The 16472-nt window shown below is 46.6% G+C and carries 18 protein-coding genes; 8 read left to right on the forward strand and 10 right to left on the reverse strand.

Translation table 11 applies throughout. From position 1 onward, the window contains the following. Nucleotides 1–48 precede the first annotated feature (48 nt). Both KNO85_RS07265 and KNO85_RS07270 read right to left on the reverse strand, forming a co-directional pair. Nucleotides 49–879 (reverse strand): formate/nitrite transporter family protein, encoded by an 831-nt coding sequence (locus tag KNO85_RS07265; protein WP_074035310.1) that lies wholly within the window; start codon nt 877–879, stop codon nt 49–51. 323 nt (nt 880–1202) lie between these two features. After that, nucleotides 1203–1370: a hypothetical protein gene (locus KNO85_RS07270; RefSeq protein ID WP_214788432.1), complete on the reverse strand. Its 168-nt coding sequence runs from the start codon at nt 1368–1370 to the stop codon at nt 1203–1205. 134 nt (nt 1371–1504) lie between these two features. Here KNO85_RS07270 and KNO85_RS07275 point away from each other — a divergent pair, with 134 nt between their 5' ends. Continuing rightward, nucleotides 1505–2116, forward strand: a complete 612-nt coding sequence (locus KNO85_RS07275; RefSeq protein WP_214788435.1) for an Imm64 family immunity protein — start codon at nt 1505–1507, stop codon at nt 2114–2116. Between the two features lie 101 nt (nt 2117–2217). Here KNO85_RS07275 and KNO85_RS15000 read toward each other — a convergent pair whose 3' ends face one another. The 7 genes from KNO85_RS15000 to KNO85_RS07310 form a co-directional block, all read right to left on the reverse strand. Beyond that, the gene (locus KNO85_RS15000) at nt 2218–2352 is read right to left on the reverse strand and encodes a YcxB family protein (RefSeq protein WP_214788438.1); all 135 of its coding nucleotides are present in this window, start codon (nt 2350–2352) and stop codon (nt 2218–2220) included. A 752-nt stretch (nt 2353–3104) separates the two neighbouring features. Then, on the reverse strand, nt 3105–3758 hold the full coding sequence (locus KNO85_RS07285; RefSeq protein ID WP_214788441.1) for a 50S ribosomal protein L25/general stress protein Ctc: 654 nt from the start codon (nt 3756–3758) through the stop codon (nt 3105–3107). Nucleotides 3759–3923: 165 nt separating this feature from the next. After that, nucleotides 3924–5741 (reverse strand): DNA mismatch repair endonuclease MutL, encoded by a 1818-nt coding sequence (gene mutL, locus KNO85_RS07290; RefSeq protein WP_214788444.1) that lies wholly within the window; start codon nt 5739–5741, stop codon nt 3924–3926. A 4-nt stretch (nt 5742–5745) separates the two neighbouring features. After that, nucleotides 5746–8274 (reverse strand): DNA mismatch repair protein MutS, encoded by a 2529-nt coding sequence (mutS, locus tag KNO85_RS07295; RefSeq protein ID WP_214788447.1) that lies wholly within the window; start codon nt 8272–8274, stop codon nt 5746–5748. A gap of 53 nt (nt 8275–8327) precedes the next feature. Further along, nucleotides 8328–8759 carry a YlbF/YmcA family competence regulator gene (locus KNO85_RS07300; protein ID WP_012726155.1) on the reverse strand — a complete coding sequence of 144 codons (432 nt, stop codon included), beginning with the start codon at nt 8757–8759 and terminating at the stop codon, nt 8328–8330. 58 nt (nt 8760–8817) lie between these two features. Further along, nucleotides 8818–9276, reverse strand: a complete 459-nt coding sequence (locus tag KNO85_RS07305; protein ID WP_214788450.1) for a GNAT family N-acetyltransferase — start codon at nt 9274–9276, stop codon at nt 8818–8820. An 11-nt stretch (nt 9277–9287) separates the two neighbouring features. Further along, a complete protein-coding gene (locus tag KNO85_RS07310) occupies nt 9288–10754 on the reverse strand; it encodes a phytoene desaturase family protein (RefSeq protein WP_214788453.1) in 1467 nt (488 codons plus the stop codon). A gap of 137 nt (nt 10755–10891) precedes the next feature. Here KNO85_RS07310 and KNO85_RS07315 point away from each other — a divergent pair, with 137 nt between their 5' ends. The 6 genes from KNO85_RS07315 to KNO85_RS07340 all read left to right on the forward strand — a co-directional run bounded on the left by KNO85_RS07315 (nt 10892) and on the right by KNO85_RS07340 (nt 14855). Next, a complete protein-coding gene (locus KNO85_RS07315; RefSeq protein ID WP_214788456.1) occupies nt 10892–11398 on the forward strand; it encodes a hypothetical protein in 507 nt (168 codons plus the stop codon). 33 nt (nt 11399–11431) lie between these two features. Further along, entirely contained in the window at nt 11432–11941 is a 510-nt protein-coding gene (locus KNO85_RS07320; RefSeq protein ID WP_214789844.1) for a DNA topology modulation protein, read from the forward strand. A gap of 8 nt (nt 11942–11949) precedes the next feature. Continuing rightward, nucleotides 11950–12300, forward strand: a complete 351-nt coding sequence (locus KNO85_RS07325) for a VOC family protein (RefSeq protein ID WP_214788459.1) — start codon at nt 11950–11952, stop codon at nt 12298–12300. A 144-nt stretch (nt 12301–12444) separates the two neighbouring features. Further along, nucleotides 12445–12960, forward strand: a complete 516-nt coding sequence (locus tag KNO85_RS07330; RefSeq protein ID WP_260569782.1) for a P-loop nucleotide/nucleoside kinase family protein — start codon at nt 12445–12447, stop codon at nt 12958–12960. Nucleotides 12961–13077: 117 nt separating this feature from the next. Beyond that, nucleotides 13078–13845: a transporter substrate-binding domain-containing protein gene (locus KNO85_RS07335; protein WP_214788462.1), complete on the forward strand. Its 768-nt coding sequence runs from the start codon at nt 13078–13080 to the stop codon at nt 13843–13845. Continuing rightward, a complete protein-coding gene (locus KNO85_RS07340; protein WP_214788465.1) occupies nt 13842–14855 on the forward strand; it encodes a pyridoxal phosphate-dependent aminotransferase in 1014 nt (337 codons plus the stop codon). Before KNO85_RS07335 ends, KNO85_RS07340 begins: the two co-directional genes overlap by 4 nt. 22 nt (nt 14856–14877) lie before the next feature. Here KNO85_RS07340 and KNO85_RS07345 read toward each other — a convergent pair whose 3' ends face one another. After that, complete coding sequence (locus tag KNO85_RS07345; RefSeq protein WP_285800894.1) at nt 14878–15432, reverse strand: maltose acetyltransferase domain-containing protein; 555 nt, start codon at nt 15430–15432, stop codon at nt 14878–14880. An 85-nt stretch (nt 15433–15517) separates the two neighbouring features. Here KNO85_RS07345 and KNO85_RS07350 point away from each other — a divergent pair, with 85 nt between their 5' ends. Beyond that, nucleotides 15518–16441, forward strand: coding sequence for a DUF7916 family protein (locus KNO85_RS07350; RefSeq protein WP_214788471.1), 924 nt, complete (start codon nt 15518–15520; stop codon nt 16439–16441). Nucleotides 16442–16472 lie beyond the last annotated feature (31 nt).

The raw sequence follows: 16472 nt of genomic DNA on the forward strand, positions 1-16472 counted from the left end.
CTCGTCTTCGATGGGACAAGGCTCTACGTTATATGTGACAAACATCATTTATTTAGCAGCTTTCACGACTTTTAATTCGACTTCTTCCTCTAATTCTTGTGCCTCACGGAGACCTTTCGAGTTGAGCCATGTGTAGATGGCTCCCATAAAGAGCGCACCGCCGATAATGTTACCGAACGTCGCAGGAATCAAGTTGTGGATCGCACCTGCCATGCTGATCGTCTCAGGGTGTGGGACGACAAGCGTCAAGGCGAACAAGACGAAGTTGGCGATGACGTGGTCAAATCCTGAAGCGAAGAAGACCGCGACAAGGAAAATCATCGAGAAGATTTGAGCGAATTCATTTTTCATTTGTTTCGGTAAGAAAATAGCGAGACAGACCATCCAGTTACAGAAGATGGCACGGAAGAAAATTTCAACCGTCGTGTGATGCATTTTTCCCTCAACGACTGAGAACAACCAGTTGTTCATGCCTAGTTCTTGGATGACGCCAGTCGGTGCGAGTAGTAAAGCGAATAGGATTCCCCCGAGTGCGTTCCCGACAAAACAGAGCAACCAGACGAGCATCGTATCGCTGAGCGTCGTATAACCGCGAAGCGTCGACGTCGTGAAATACATCGTATTCCCCGTGAACAACTCCGCTCCCCCATAAATGATCATGACGAGCGCAATCCCGAACGAGAAGCCCCCGATGAGTGTCGTAAACGGTGATTCCGCTAAATACATGCCGTTGACGACTTTCAACGTGAAAATCGAAGCAAAGCCGATAAAGATCCCGGCTAACATTGCCCGTAAAAAGTATTCCATTGGACGATAATGAATCATTTGCGAGGAAGCCTGCGCTTTTTTCCGTAATGATTCGAGTGCATGGATTTCCATTGATGCCATGTCACAAACCCTTCTTTCTGAATAATTAAATAGGAAAGTATCAGTTCTAATATGTGAAATCATTAACAATATAAACTGTACAGTCTCTGTTGGCAATCACCTCTAGAAGGAATTGACAGAGTGTTCACATCGTAATCGTTTACATATGGCAGATTTGTGACAAACAAAAATTCTCTCGATTTTCGAGAGAATAACAAGACAAATCTTTAGAAACCAATAGTTTGAATAAGTGATTAATCTTTCTTCATGAGTTCATCAAATGTTACATTCAATCTTTCCTCTACATGAAATATTTCATGATTTACAATCAAAAGTTATCCACTCCTGAAGTCCACCCCTACAAAATCTCCTAGCATATCTTCATAGCCAACAACTGCAAAGCTCTGGTTTTTAAAATCTTCTAAATCTCCAAACTGACTTTCTAACTCATCGATTGATAGAATATAAAGGTATCTATTCAATTCTTCGATCTGATCCAGCAAAATTCCCTTTTCTTTAACAGGTGAAAGCGATTGTATAGATTTAAAAGGAAATACAGGTGCGTTCTATGATTTAATACTCATCAACTAAATTATCATCATGACGATAGAGAAATGATTATAAAGAGGTGATTACGGTGTCAGATACTGGCGGTTTTATTAATATAGGGATTGTGTTTTCGAAAGAACAATCATTTAACCAAAGCTTATATGCTGTGATTGATTCGTTTGTTAGTCAGGGCAGTAACCTTATCAAATTGAAATTTAGTGAAAATGAAGAGGGAACTCATTGGATTGAAAAACAAATAATCAACAATAAAGTTACTGTTGATCTGAGTGAAAATTATTATCCATTTATCACGCTCTCAGGCAATGCTCTTGGAATGAACAGTAATGAAATCAAGCTCTCGCCTGTTACTGAAAAGGATTTCCATGGATTTCTCATCGATATAAAATGGGATGACATGTTCCCTCTACCTCACAACAGCGATACAGTGGTCAGTCGGACGAATAAGTTGATTCGTTTTTTGATTGATAGCTATAAGCTGACCGCCTATAGCTATGCAATCGTAGGAAGTGAGTTGGATATTGAACTTTCTCCTGAAGACTTCATGGATAAAATAAGTAGTGAAAACTACTTCCCACTAGCTTTGGTGGGTGACAGCTCAAAGGTACAAATTCATAGAGGTTCACATCATATTGATGGAATCACTCCCCAACGAAAAAGTATTGAAACAATCAACATATAACGCTTTTTTGTATAACTGAATCGCCCCCGTTCCCAATTCCCAAAGAAGTAGTTCTACCGTCAGGGTACATTCAAGTATAGAGATTTAATAACCGTTCAAGTTCACTTTGTTCGAATGGCTCTAGTCCATTGATTTTTTTGGGGGATGATAATCGCATCTGCCTCTTGAAAATACAAATATAAATGTTTTTCATCTTGTGATGCTTTATCTATCGATCCCCAAGGAATTTGAAGCATGCCCTTCGACTTCGGGTTATCCGAAGTTCATTCAATCCCAGAATCATCAAGTTTCACTGTTATAGTCCTTGGCCATCCACCTATTTTCTTCAACTGTACCACGCTTTTCCTTAAAGTAATGGGAGGATACATTTTACGTACTAATGGATATAGCAAGAGCATGACCAGGACACCACCTGCTATCGCCACTAACACAAATGACATATACGAGATATTACGAGGAAAGAAATACACCACTGCAGTAAATCCATATGCAAAAGCCAGCAACTCTTGTTATCTGGCCGTCAGGGAACTGCGGTGAAATGAGCCCGGATCACCATTCCTTCTCTCATGTACCGTCATCAGAGACTCCCCAATCCTCGAAGTTATGCTTGATAAGCAAATGGACATGCATCACTTCGTAAAATGCGGACAACGACGGAATTATTGGCGAATGGTTTCAACCATAAATTAAAACAAAGAATGTCATTTACGTTCATTTACGCTTTCGACTTACTTTATCAAGTCGAATTTTCTCGATCAACGCGTGAATGATCTGTTCATTTCTCCGCACAAAATCTTTGTTGAAAGAAATCTACTCTCCTTCTCACATGAAGTAATTGAGTAGGTTCGGTGCATGAGGAGCCCATGAGGAGCCGCTGAAGCTTTTTTCGTTCACGATCAGGTGTTTCACTTAACTATATAATTCATCGAAAAAACAGAGGAGCAACGCCCAATCTCGGGACGTTGTTCCTCTGTTTCGATCGAATTGTTTATTCTTTATCCTCAGTCGATTCTTCTGTTTCTTCAGAAGATCCTTCAGAAGCTTCTTCTTCAGTAGAACCTTCCTCTGATTCAGTCGTTTCTTCCTCTTCTTCAGCAACCGGCTCATTCACAGATGCGATGTGCATGTCTGATTCCGAGACAATCGTGTACGATTTATCTTCTGGAAGATCTGCTACCGTCACCGAGTCACCGATTTCGAGGTCTGACACGTCAAGTTCGATGCGTTCAGGGATGTTGGCAGGTGTCGCAGCGACCGTCACTTTATAGAGCGACTGAGCGAGATATCCGCCTTCTTTGACGCCTTTCGCGTCGCCAACAAGGACGATATCCGTTTCGACTTCTGTCTCTTCATCCATCTTCACAGCCATGAATTCGACGTGTTGATAGAAGTTTGTGAACGGGTCTGTTTCCGAACCGTGCACGAGCGTATTGATTTTGTTTCCATCGAAATGGAGTTCAATCAAGGCATTGTCACCGTGGTCTCGAAGAATTTTACGAAGGTCCATCTCGTCAAATACGATTGGAGTGCTGTCTACTTTGTATCCGTAGACGACGCCTAACGCTTTGCCTTCCTTACGCAACTTCGTGCGCAGTGACCGTGGGCGTAATTCTCGTTTTGATACTTGAAGTTTGTTCGTCATTTTCTTTTCCTCCTACATGGATATACATTTCATGTCGACATCTTGAGGGTGAGGCAGTGAAAAAGCCACCTCTCAACCTCGATGCGTTGAGTGACATGTGTATAGTTTTCCCATGAGGGCTATTGAATAAACGTTACATCGTGTTAAAACAAGGTAACAAGACGATTACATGACGCGTTTGAACAATTTCTCGAGTTCATACGTGCTCCACTTCACGAGAATCGGGCGACCGTGCGGACAAGTAAACGGAGATGTCGTTCGACTCAAATCATCAATCAATTGTCGCATCATTTCCATATTGAGTGGATGATTGGCTTTGATCGATCGTTTACACGCCATGAGGATCGATGCCTCTTCACGATATTTCGCAAGATCAATCGAGCGCTGTTGAATGGCCATCTCCACCAAGTCACGAATCGTGCCTTCTAAGTCATGTTGCGGATACCATGTCGGAATCTCACGGACGAGGAACGTGTTACCCCCAAACGGCTCTAGAGTGATGCCTGCGTCCGCTAGGAGTGGTAGCACTTCTTCGATAGCGAGCGTCTCTTCTTGTGTGAACTCTAACGTTAACGGGATCAACAGAAGCTGATACTCTTTTTCCGGACGTCCTAACTGCTCATAGAACAATTCATACTTGATTCGTTCCTGAGCGGCATGTTGGTCCATCACGTACATCCCGTCTTCCGCTCCACAGATGATATAACTCGAGTGCAGTTGCCCGATGACGTCTAACGCCGGTAAACCCTCCGACTGACGTACAGGCTCCTCGACCTGCTCTGGTTCGATCATCTCTGCTTCCGGCTCATGAACGAGCGGAGCCGGATTCCACTGGGAAGGTGACGTGAGCGTCTCTTTCCGTTCCCGAGGAATCGGATAGTTCCACTCGACCGGATCTGCTTGTTTAGGTTGTGGCTCCATCGAAAAGTCGAGTTTCGACTGTTCAGACGGTGTCACACGTTTTGGCTTCGGCTCTTGTTTCACAGACGGAATGAGCCGTTGCTCACGGAGTGTCAATTGAACGGTCTCTCGGATAAGCTGGCATAGTTCTTTTTCTTTCGACAAACGCACTTCACGTTTCGTCGGATGGACGTTCACGTCAATCAACATTGGGTCCATCTTCACTTCAAGCACGGCAATCGGATAGCGACCGATCGGTAAGAGCGTATGGTAGCCTTCGAGCACGCTTTGCGTCAGCGCGAAGTTCTTGATGCTTCGCCCATTTAAGATGAGGGTCACATATTGTTTGTTCGAACGGGTCACCTCCGGACGTACGAGATGGGCGCTCAGCGTATAATCATTCGTCTTACTCGATGCCGTGACGATTTGTGCGGCGACTTGACGACCATAGATGGCGAGCATGACTTGTTTCAAGTCTCCATTCCCGTTCGTTCTCAGCAATTCTTTTTCTTCATGGAAGACTGTGAAGCGAATCTCCGGATGAGAGAGTGCCAATCGGTTCAACGTATCGGTAATGCTGGCGAGTTCTGTCGCCGATGTCTTCAAGTATTTCAGACGGGCCGGTGTGTTGAAGAAAAGCTGACTGACTGCGATTTCGGTCCCGACGTTCGTCGCTACCGGATTCGTCGACTTGACGACTCCACCTTCAAGCGTCATCTCAAAACCGTCCTCATCCGCACGCTTAGATTTCAATGAGACGTGACTGACCGAAGCAATCGAGGCGAGTGCCTCTCCTCGGAAACCGAGTGTCCGAATGCGGAACAAGTCGTGCTCATCCCGAATTTTACTCGTCGCATGTCGTAAAAAGGCTCGGGCGGCGTCTTCTTCATGGAACCCGTGCCCGTTGTCACGCACTTTGATGAGTCGGATACCCGCTTCTTGTAAGTCGACGTCTACTTTCGTCGCTCCCGCATCAATCGCATTCTCGACTAATTCTTTGACGACAGAAGCAGGTCGTTCAACGACTTCCCCGGCTGCGATTCGGTTCGCGAGTTGTTCAGGTAACTCTCGAATGATTCCCATCGACTCACCCTTTCTTTGCGGTTTGTTGCAGTTCATACAACGCCTGCATCGCTTCGATTGGATTCATTGCCAATAGATCGATTTTGAGCAGCTGTTCTCGAACAGCGTCATTCGACTCGAACAACGACAATTGGCTGACTTCTTCCACTGGAGTTGGAACAGCCTGCTCGTTTAAAGCAGGTTTCGTCGCCTCTGACTCGAGTTCTGAGAGAATCGTCCGTGCCCGGTCGATCAACGAACCCGGGAGTTCGGCCAATTCCGCCACATGAATCCCATATGATTTATCGGCACGTCCTGGATGCACTTCATGCAAGAACACGACACGCCCATCCCGCTCAATCGCCCGGACATGGACGTTCTCGAGCGTCGAAATCGAATCTTCGAGCACTGTCAATTCATGATAGTGCGTCGAGAAGAGTGTCTTCGCGCCGATTGACGAGGCGATATATTCGACGATCGCCTGTGCGAGCGCCATTCCGTCATACGTTGACGTCCCGCGACCGATTTCATCTAATAAAATCAAACTATGTTCCGTCGCCTCAGTGACAGCTTGTCTCGTCTCGGTCATCTCGACCATGAACGTCGACTGCCCGCTCACCAAATCGTCCGCCGCACCGATTCGTGTAAAGATGCGGTCAAAGAGCGGGAGTTCCGCTGCTTCTGCCGGGACGAATGAACCGATTTGATGAAGGATTGCAATCAAGGCAAATTGACGCATGTATGTCGATTTACCGGACATGTTCGGACCCGTGATGAGCAACATTTGGCGTGTGTCGTCAAGCGTCAAATCATTGGCGACATATTCGCCTCGCGGCAAGACCGTCTCAATGACAGGGTGACGCCCACGTTCGATTTGGACGTGGGATGTCGTAACAGGGCGTACATATTCCCGCTTCTCCGCCACTACGGCAAGAGCGAGGAGAACATCTAATTCACTGAGGGAACGAGCCAGCTGCTGAAGGGCCTTCGTATACGTCTTCACCTCTTCGCGAAGTGCGACAAATAGATCATATTCGAGCGTACAGCTCTTCTCTTCCGCCCCTAATATGAGGGCTTCCTTTTCTTTCAGTTCTGGCGTGATGTAACGTTCCGCATTCGTCAACGTCTGTTTCCGCTCATAGCGACCCTCTTCGAGTAGCTTCGCATTCGCTTTCGTCACTTCTAAGTAGTAACCGAAGACGCGATTATACCCGACCTTTAATGACTTGATGCCGGTCGCGATGCGTTCCTGTTGTTCGAGGTTGGCAATCCACGACTTCCCGTTCGCTTTTGCCTCTAGCAGTTCATCGAGTTCATCCGAATAACCGTGACGAATCATACCGCCCTCTTTCGTCGAAATCGGGGGTGAATCGACAAGGGCAGCTCGGAGCTGTTCACTTAACGATTCAAACGAATCAAGCTTTTGCTCGATTTGCTGCAAACGATCCGCTTTCACTGTTTGTAAGAGTGACCGGACAGAAGGCATCCGCTCGAGCGTGTCGCGAAGTTGGACGAGATCTCGCGCATTCGCCGTCCCGTATCCAACTTTCGCGACAAGGCGTTCGATGTCATAGACTCGCTTTAACTCTTCTTGTAGTTGATCGCGCAACATGAAGTCGTCCACTAAGTTCTCCACGGCGTCCTGTCGCTCTTTGATGCCTTGTTCAGTGTAAAGCGGCTGTTCGAGCCAGCGTTTTAACAGTCGTCCGCCCATCGCTGTCGTCGTCTCATCAAGGAGCGATAAGAGTGACCCTTTTCTCTCCCCAGAACGAGCAGATCGGAACAGTTCAAGGTTTCGGGCCGTGTTGGCGTCAAGTTGCATATGTTGTTCGAGCTCATAGGCGACAGCCGGTTGCAAGTGGTCGAGTGAGCGTTTCTGTGTTTTCGTCAAATAGGCGAACAATAATTCAAATGCCGAACGCTGTGCCTCATCTTTCGCACCTTGCGCGAGCGGACTCTCCCGCTTGTCCACTTGAATTGAGAGAGGGATTCCCGTCTGTCGTAACAAATCAGCGAGTCGCTCGTCCTCGACGATGACCTCGTTTGGGAGTAACCCTTCGATTTCCCGTAAGACGGCCTCTTCCGACGAAAGCGTCGTCAACCATGATTCACCGGTTGTGACGTCACCGCGCGCAATCCCAAAACGACCTGCGACGTCAGAGATGGCGACGAGATATCGGTTTTCTTTCTCGCTCAGTGATGCCATGTATGTACCTGGCGTAATCACTTGGATGACTTCGCGCTTCACGAGTCCTTTCGTCGCTTTCGGGTCTTCCGTCTGTTCACAGATGGCGACATTGAAGCCCTTTTCAATCAATTGTTCAATATAAATGGCCGCAGAATGGTGAGGTACGCCACACATTGGGATCGGGTGTTCGGCCTGCTTTCCATTTTTAGAAGTGAGCGTGAGCTCTAACTCCTTTGCGACAATTTGCGCATCTTCAAAAAACAACTCGTAAAAGTCGCCGAGTCGATAGAATAAAAAGGCGTCCGGATAGTCTGCCTTGATGGAGAAATATTGTTTCATCATTGGTGTCTGATGGACTTCTTGCATGTTAATTCACCTCTAGAAAGTACAACAGCTGACCATCGGCCAGCTGTGTCGTTTTAGTATCCGCAGCCGCCGCGTGCTTGTTCAGCCGCCATGCCGCTCCCTGTCTTTCCTGCAAGGACGTCTCCGTCCGTCGATTCGATAATACGATCCGTCACGGAGTTCGCGAGCGTGACCGTCACGTATTGAAGCAAGTCGTTTACTTCGACTTGAGTTTCTTGGAACGCTTGAACGACCGGAATCGAATCGAGCTCTTCCATCGCTTTATCAATCTTTTGCTCAACTTTTGCAAGTGCTTCGGTCTTGCCATAATGCTTACAGTTGACCGCTTCTTTTTGTAAGAACTTGATTCGTTTAATCAACGTCTGTACGCGGTCGCTACCGTTCACTTTCGCTTCCGCTTCTTTGAAACGTGCCACTTCTGGTGTTTGTGCTAATACGTCTGCCAATTCTCTTGCTTTTGCAATTACTTGTTGATCGGTCACCATTGTAAACCCCTTTATGTCTATAATGTTATCGTGCTCAATCGCACGTGAATGTTCTTTCTCATTCTAACATGAACGATTCGGAAACGGTACTAGCGGGATTTAAGGATTCACGAAACATATCGACATGCGGAATCCCGTCTTCGTTGTAAATTTCACTAGTCCGTTTGAATCCGAACGATGCGTAGAATGGTTCCACATACGTCTGCGCTTGAAGATATAGCGTCTCATGTCCGAAGTCCTGGATTGCCTCTTTCATCAGCTGACGAGAATAGCCTTTTCCTCGATGAGCGGCTTTCGTGACGACACGTCCGATGGCAATAGGAGACGCCTCCGTCAACACGCGAAGAGCAGAGACAATTTCTCCATCTTCTTCAATCCAATAATGGACGGCCTGTTCATCTTTCCCGTCGATTTCTTGATACGGACAATTCTGTTCGACGACAAAAATCTCAGTCCGTAGTGCCAGTAAGCGATACAATTCCATCGTTGTCAGTTCACCAAATGTTTTTTTCTTCATCCGTTTTCCCCCTATTCAATTGTCGCCCCGAGTGCCCGGGCGACATGTAACCCACTCGTCATCGCGCCAATCGTTCCCGCCCCCGGAAATATCGTATCTCCACAGACGTAAAAATTCGGTAAGTCCGTACGATAGCTCGCGGCACGGAACAGCGCCTGGCTTGGGGTCTGAGCATAACCTCCGACTGCCCCATGTGGACGTTTCGTATATTTTACCCATGCACCTGGTCCACCGGGAAGGAGAAGTGACGACTCACGATTCCAAGCGGGGAACGCAGTCGCAACGACGTCGACGAGACGATCGGTCCAATCTTGTTCTAGTTTCTCATATGCTGCCCGGTCTTTCCAATGCTGCCATTCAGATAAATCGATATGTGTGGAGACCGTGATGGTTCGTTCCGGTTTTTCTGTGCGCAACACGTCATCTGGTGCCGACATCGAGATGAACGCATGGCCACTCGGTAATCGATGGTGATATATTTGTTGGAAAAGTGGTTGTTGTTGGCATATGTCCTCAGGTAGGACGAGATACAGACTGAACGTACCCCATTGGGACTGCTTCAACTGTCTGCGATACTGTCGTTTGAACCGTCGTTGTTCCTGTCCTTTGAGAAGTTCGCTCGTCCGCTCAATCGGTATGGCAGACACAACCGCGTCGACCAATTCAAGCCGACCTCTTCGATCGGTGACGAGCCACCCATCCGACACACGTTCGATGGACTGCACATCTCTTCCTAATCTTGTAACACCACCAAACGTTCGGACGGCGCGCTCTAATGCATGAGCCAATTGATACAGTCCACCTTCTACATAATATGCCCCTTCGTGATAGACCGACAGTGCGACTGCACCGAGCAAATGACTCGCTTCCTTCGCACCGGTCTGCAAACTGTCGAGCAGTATGCCATCGATGAATCGTTCGAACATCGTATTGTTTAGTCCATGACGGGCTAACGTGTCACCAAGTGGCCGTCGGAGTTTCATGAGCGTCATGAGTTGGTTCGGACGTAAGCCTTTTAGTGCATACATCATATCCGAGACCGTGCGAAACGGAAGAGCGGGCAACTGCTGAAACAACGGACGAATCTTCTCAAAATCGCCCCACACTTCACGATAGAACGCATGAATTGCATGACGGTTCTCCGGAAACGCGCGACTCAGCTCTTCGAGGAGACGTTCGCGGTCGTGATAATAGGAGATGGTAAGGTCCGGGAGATGAATATCCATTACTTCATCCAATAAAGTGACCTCGACCGTTTCTCCAAGCTTCTCGAGAACCCGCCGATGGACCCCTCCCTGCTCAAATCCCATCCCGAGTGTCGCGCCAGCGGGAAACAAGTAGTCTCCACGTTGAAACTTACCGGCACACCCGCCCCATTCACGCGACGCTTCAAAGACAATCACATCATGACCTTCTTGTTGCGCGAGCGCAGCTGCCGTCAAGCCGGCGATGCCCCCACCAATGACCCCAATCTTCATGAACATCCCTCCTAACTGTATGATACCCACTCCTTCAAAAAAATGGAGAAATGAATCGGTTTATAAGATTCCAGACTTCTTTTGAAGGGAACCGATTCTCTTATGCAGAAATAGTTCACATCTGAAAAGGTAAGGTGATGAAAATGCGCAGTCGTGTCATGGTCTATTTATTGATTCCAATCCTCATCTTTATTGGTATACTGATTACCCCACCTTCCGAGGAATCGCTCAAACTCGCGACGATGACCGTCGTCAGCATTCAAGAGATGATCCCTTACGAAAAAGAGTATACGGCACAGAAAGTGTTAGAAGAACGGACAATCGACGACAAGTCAGCCATTATCGAAGAATGGCGTCTCGAACAAGGGGCGAGAACGTCTTATAGTTATGTGCTCAGACTGAGAGGATTTGAACATGTGACTCAAATCGATGCAGGGGCTGCCAACACGAGATCGGACGGGTATTATGCGATGCAGGCGCATAGTCCCATCTTTGAGACGGATAAACCGGTATCGACAAACTATCCGATTGTCGTGTTTAGTTCGGAACAACGCCTCGTCATCGGTCAGATGGATTTCCGTGTCATTTATGAAGAGGATGGTCGATTAGAAAAATGGATCGTATTGGAGGATAAGCAAGAGTAAATGAACAACTTACCACATGACAACAATGAAAAAATGAAACGAATCATGATTATTGGTTCCGGTGGTGCGGGCAAATCCACCCTCGCGCGCCAACTCGGGGAACAGTTGCAACTTGATGTCTATCATTTAGACGCCCTCATGTGGAGACCAGGATGGGTGATGGCGCCGAGAGAAGAACGAATCAACATTCAACAACAACTCGTGAAGAAAGACGAATGGATTATTGACGGAAACTTCGGGAACACGCTGGACTTGCGTCTACAGGAAGCTGACACTGTCATTTTGATTGATTTGCCACGTATCGTGTGCGTATATCGGGTTCTAAAAAGAGTGATACGTTACCGTGGTACGACACGGCCCGATATGGGCGCATCTTGTGAGGAAAAGCTTGATTTCGCATTCCTCAAATGGGTGTGGAACTTTCCTGATATTCAACGACCTGAGATGCTCAAACGAATCTCACAATTTTCTCATGAGAAGCAGATCATCGTGTTAAAATCTCGGAAGGATGTTGAAAACTTTATTCATCAAACGAAAAGGTAGGAACTTCTATGAACCCTATTCTTCACCAAATCGGCACCATCTTTATTCCGGTGAGTGATATTCAAAAAGCGCGTGACTGGTATTGTAATTTATTCGATTTGTCAATAAAAGGAGAGATCTTATTCGACCATTTATATGTCATACCATTAGAGGGCACCAACCTCGTTTTAGATAGTAAAATCTACTCAACAGATAACATCATCCAGACACCACTGTTTCACTTGAATACACGTGACATCCATCAAGCTTATTCTTATATGATTCAAAAAAATATTGATATCATCACACCAATTGAGCACGATCATTGGTTCAATTTCAAAGATTTTGATGGAAATGTCATCATGATATGCAAATGCTAAAATCAGCCATATGAGGTTCTTCAGGTCGATTGTATCGAATGTCCACCTTGAAGAACTGAGGCAATATAACAAGTAAATCAAGTTATATGAGTAATAAGATTTACTCCTATTTAGATGTGAGGTGATCATCTGTTTTTTCTTCAAATGTCTGGAACACCTGGATCTGGAAAATCCACATTGGCTAAACGAATCATCCAACATGTACACGCGGTCGTCATCGATCATGATGTATCGAAAACTGCATTGCTTCGTACGCTTCCTATCGACAATTTCTCGGATGGAGAAATCGGGAAGATGGCTTATGATGTAGATTGGTCTCTCGTCGAGTATCACCTATCACTTGGACAAAACGTCATTCTCGACAGTCCTTGTCTCTATGACGAAATGCTCGATAAAGGGATAGCGATTTCCACAAAGTACGGAGCGACATATCGTTATATCGAGTGTCGTCATGAAGATTACGAAGAAATTAACGCACGACTTCGAAACCGTGTCAGACGACCGAGTCAAATTAATCAGGTTTCGTATGAGAATTGGTCTAAGATGAATGAACACTGCAAACGCCCTAAGAACCATACCTACTTACAAATCAATACGATGGACAATCGAGAGATTCCGATTGAGCGAATCGTTTCGTATCTTATGAGAACCTACGAATAAAACGCTTTCATCTCGAAAGTGTTTCTTTTTTTGATGTTTTTGTATTTTTATACTTTACAATTAATAATCATGCATATACACTTAGTCTCATCTACTACAGGGAGGCATTATACACATATGAAAAAATGGTTATTAGCAGGTACACTTATCATGAGCGCGGCTTTACTCGGTGCATGTAGTCAAGAAACAGAAGGTGAAGCGACAGAACAGAAAACACTCGTCATGGGGACGAGTGCCGATTACTTCCCATATGAATTCGTCGATACGGCAAATGGGGATGCGATTGTCGGATTCGATATTGAAATCGCAGAAACGATCACAGAGCGACTCGGCTACGAATTGAAAATCGAAGATATGGACTTCGGTAGCTTACTCGGGGCCCTCAATAGTGGCCGTGTCGACTTCGTCATGGCAGGAATGACACCGACTGAAGAGCGTAAAGAGAACGCCGACTTTTCAGATATCTACTTGTCAGCGACAAACTTGATTATGACGAAAGACGAGTCACTTCAGGCGATTGAAGATTTGTCTGGGAAGAAAATCGGTGTCCAAACGGCTTCGATTCAAGAAAACATCGCTAAAGAACAGGCTCCTGACGCCGAACTCGTATCATTGAACAAAATTCCTGAGATCGTTCAAGAGTTGAACACGGGTCGGATCGATGCGATGGTCATCGAAGATACGGTCGCTCAAAAGTATCTCGATCAAGATGACAGCTTCTATACGTTCGCTTTGAAAGAGGATGGCGAAAAAGGATCAGCAGCGGCATTCAAATTAGATGATGAGTTACGCGACCAATTCAACGAAGAGTTGAACAAGATGATGGAGTCTGGTGAAATTGATGAATTGGTGAAAAAATGGTTTTCAATGGAGCCGACTGAATGAGACAAGTCAAGCTACCGATTTATCCCGTCGTCTATCCGACGGGACATCGGTTAAACCAAAATGAGAGCCAGTTCCCTTTACCTGTCCGAATCAAAAATCAACTGGATTCTATGACCTATCATGACTTACATGAATATCCGGTCGAACCGATTAATGAGTTGTTTGAACGTTACGCCACGTATGTCGGTGTGACACCCGAGCAATTACTCGTCGGTTGTGGGAGTGATGAGATGATCCATGTCGTGACGCAAGCATTGCTCGCTCCAGATGACATCGTCCTGTCCCCGACCCCTGATTTTTCGATGTATCCCATTTTCACGACAATCGCACACGGTCAACATGTTCAAGCCGCTGATTTATCGTATGAAGGCATCTTGAAGGCAATCGAGACGTATCATCCAAAACTTCTTCTTCTATCGAACCCGAACAATCCAACCGGAAAACTGTGGACCGTTGAAGAGTTGACGCACCTCGCCACACTCGTGCCGTACCTCGTGGTGGATGAGGCGTATATGGACTTCACACCTGATGCCAGCATGATCCCGTTTATCGCGAAGCATCCAAATCTCATCGTCCTCCGTACGATGTCGAAGGCGTTCGGATTAGCGAACGTCCGAATCGGGTTCATGGTGACAAATAGCGAACTCGCACATTACTTCCGTCAATTCATTCCCCCGTTTAACATTAGCGGGGTAAGTGCAAAAATTTGCAACATCTTCTTAAAAGACGGGCATTATCTTCAGGAATCGATCGAATGGCATGAAGAGATGCGACAGAAATGGATGGTAGCTTTAGAAGCCATCGGTCAAGTCCTCCCTGCCTCGACGAACTTCTTGTATGTCGAGTTAGGGCAGCCTGAAGTCGTATGGTCACATTTGACTGCATTGAGTGTACACACGTCGAAACAATCGACGGGGATTCGAGTGACCATCGGTGATGAGGCGGCACTCAAGCTTACACAACAAGCGATTCAGCAATACGTTGAATCGATGAATGTAAAAAACTCCTGAACCTCGTGTTCAGGAGTTTTTGTCAGTCAATCGTTTTTATCACGCGCGCCGGATTTCCTCCGACGACTGTACGAGGTGCAACGTCTTTTGTGACGACTGCGCCAGATGCGATGACGGCCTCATCACCAATCGTCACACCCGGATTGATGATGGCCCCTCCACCAATCCATACCCGGTCGCCGATGGTCACCGGCTTCCCGAACTCATACCCAGAGATGCGCTCAATCGGATCGATCGGATGTGTCGCCGTATAGATATGTACACCCGGTGCGAGCATACAGTCATCCCCAAACGTGATGGGACAGATGTCTAGAAAGACACAGTCAAAATTCGCATAAAATCGTTCACCTAAGTGGATGTTATACCCATAATCACATTTGAAGTTTGGTTCGATGTAATACGACTCTTTCGTCGAACCGAGTAACGCACTAAGAATTTCTTTCCGCTCAGTCAAATCATCAATCCCGGAACGATTGAATCGCTCGATCAATCGCCGGGCATGCTTCCGATCTTTAACGAGCGTCTCATCACCAGCTAAATATAATTCACCACGAATCATCTTCTCTTTTTCCGTCATCATGATCCCTCCTTAAAATCAGTATAGAGGATTTTTGAAGGCTTTAGGGAATAGAGACAAGGATGAGCAGAAGGAGGAAGATGTGATGAAACGAATTTTAGAATGTCGGGCAAGTGATTTTATAACATTTAATCGTCAAGATTTAGTCGGGTCGATTCGAAAGGCAGAAGGACGAACCGTCATGGCCGAGGTCATCCCGACCGTGCAACCGCTGTACCCAGAAGTGACGAACGCAGAGCTGGCGCGAGCGTTCGGTGCCGACTTGATTTTATTGAACATGTTGGATGTGTTCCATCCTTATATTAAAGGACTTGAAAGTCATGCGTTGTTCGGAGATCTACCAGGTGATGAGATGAGCGACCATCCGATTTTGGAACTAAAAAGACTGATTGGATTACCTGTCGGTGTCAACTTGGAACCCGTCGACTTTTCAGAGAAATCGTCTGAGATGAATGAAGTGAAACGAGGCAGACTCGCTTCAGTTGAAGCGTTCCAAAAAGCATCTGAACTCGGAATCGATTTCGTTTGTCTGACGGGCAACCCGAATACGGGGGTCACGAATGAAGCAATCGAACAAGCCATTATCCGGGGGCGTCGTGAATTCGCCGGCGTCATCATTGCCGGAAAAATGCATCAGGCCGGTGTCGGCAACGTATTGGACCGCGACGCATACATTCGCTTTGTCGAAGCTGGGGCAGATATCATTCTATTGCCGGCTCCAGGAACCGTACCAGGTGTCCGTGAAGACTCCTTCCACGAACTCGTACAAGAATTGCAAGCGCTCGGGGCCCTCACGTTAGCAGCGATTGGGACGTCTCAAGAAGGAGCTGATGTGGCGACTGTTCGTGACATCGCACTCTCTTCGAAACGAGGCGGCGCGGATATCGTTCATATCGGCGATGCCGGATTATCTGGGATTGCCGTACCTGAAAACATTCAGGCACTCTCGATTGCCATTCGCGGACGGCGTCATACATACATTCGCATGGCCGCTTCGGTCAATCGATAACACAAAAAAGGGAAGGAGCATGTCTCCTTCC

The organism is Exiguobacterium sp. s124 (assembly GCF_018617485.1).
Lineage (GTDB): Bacteria > Bacillota > Bacilli > Exiguobacteriales > Exiguobacteriaceae > Exiguobacterium > Exiguobacterium aestuarii.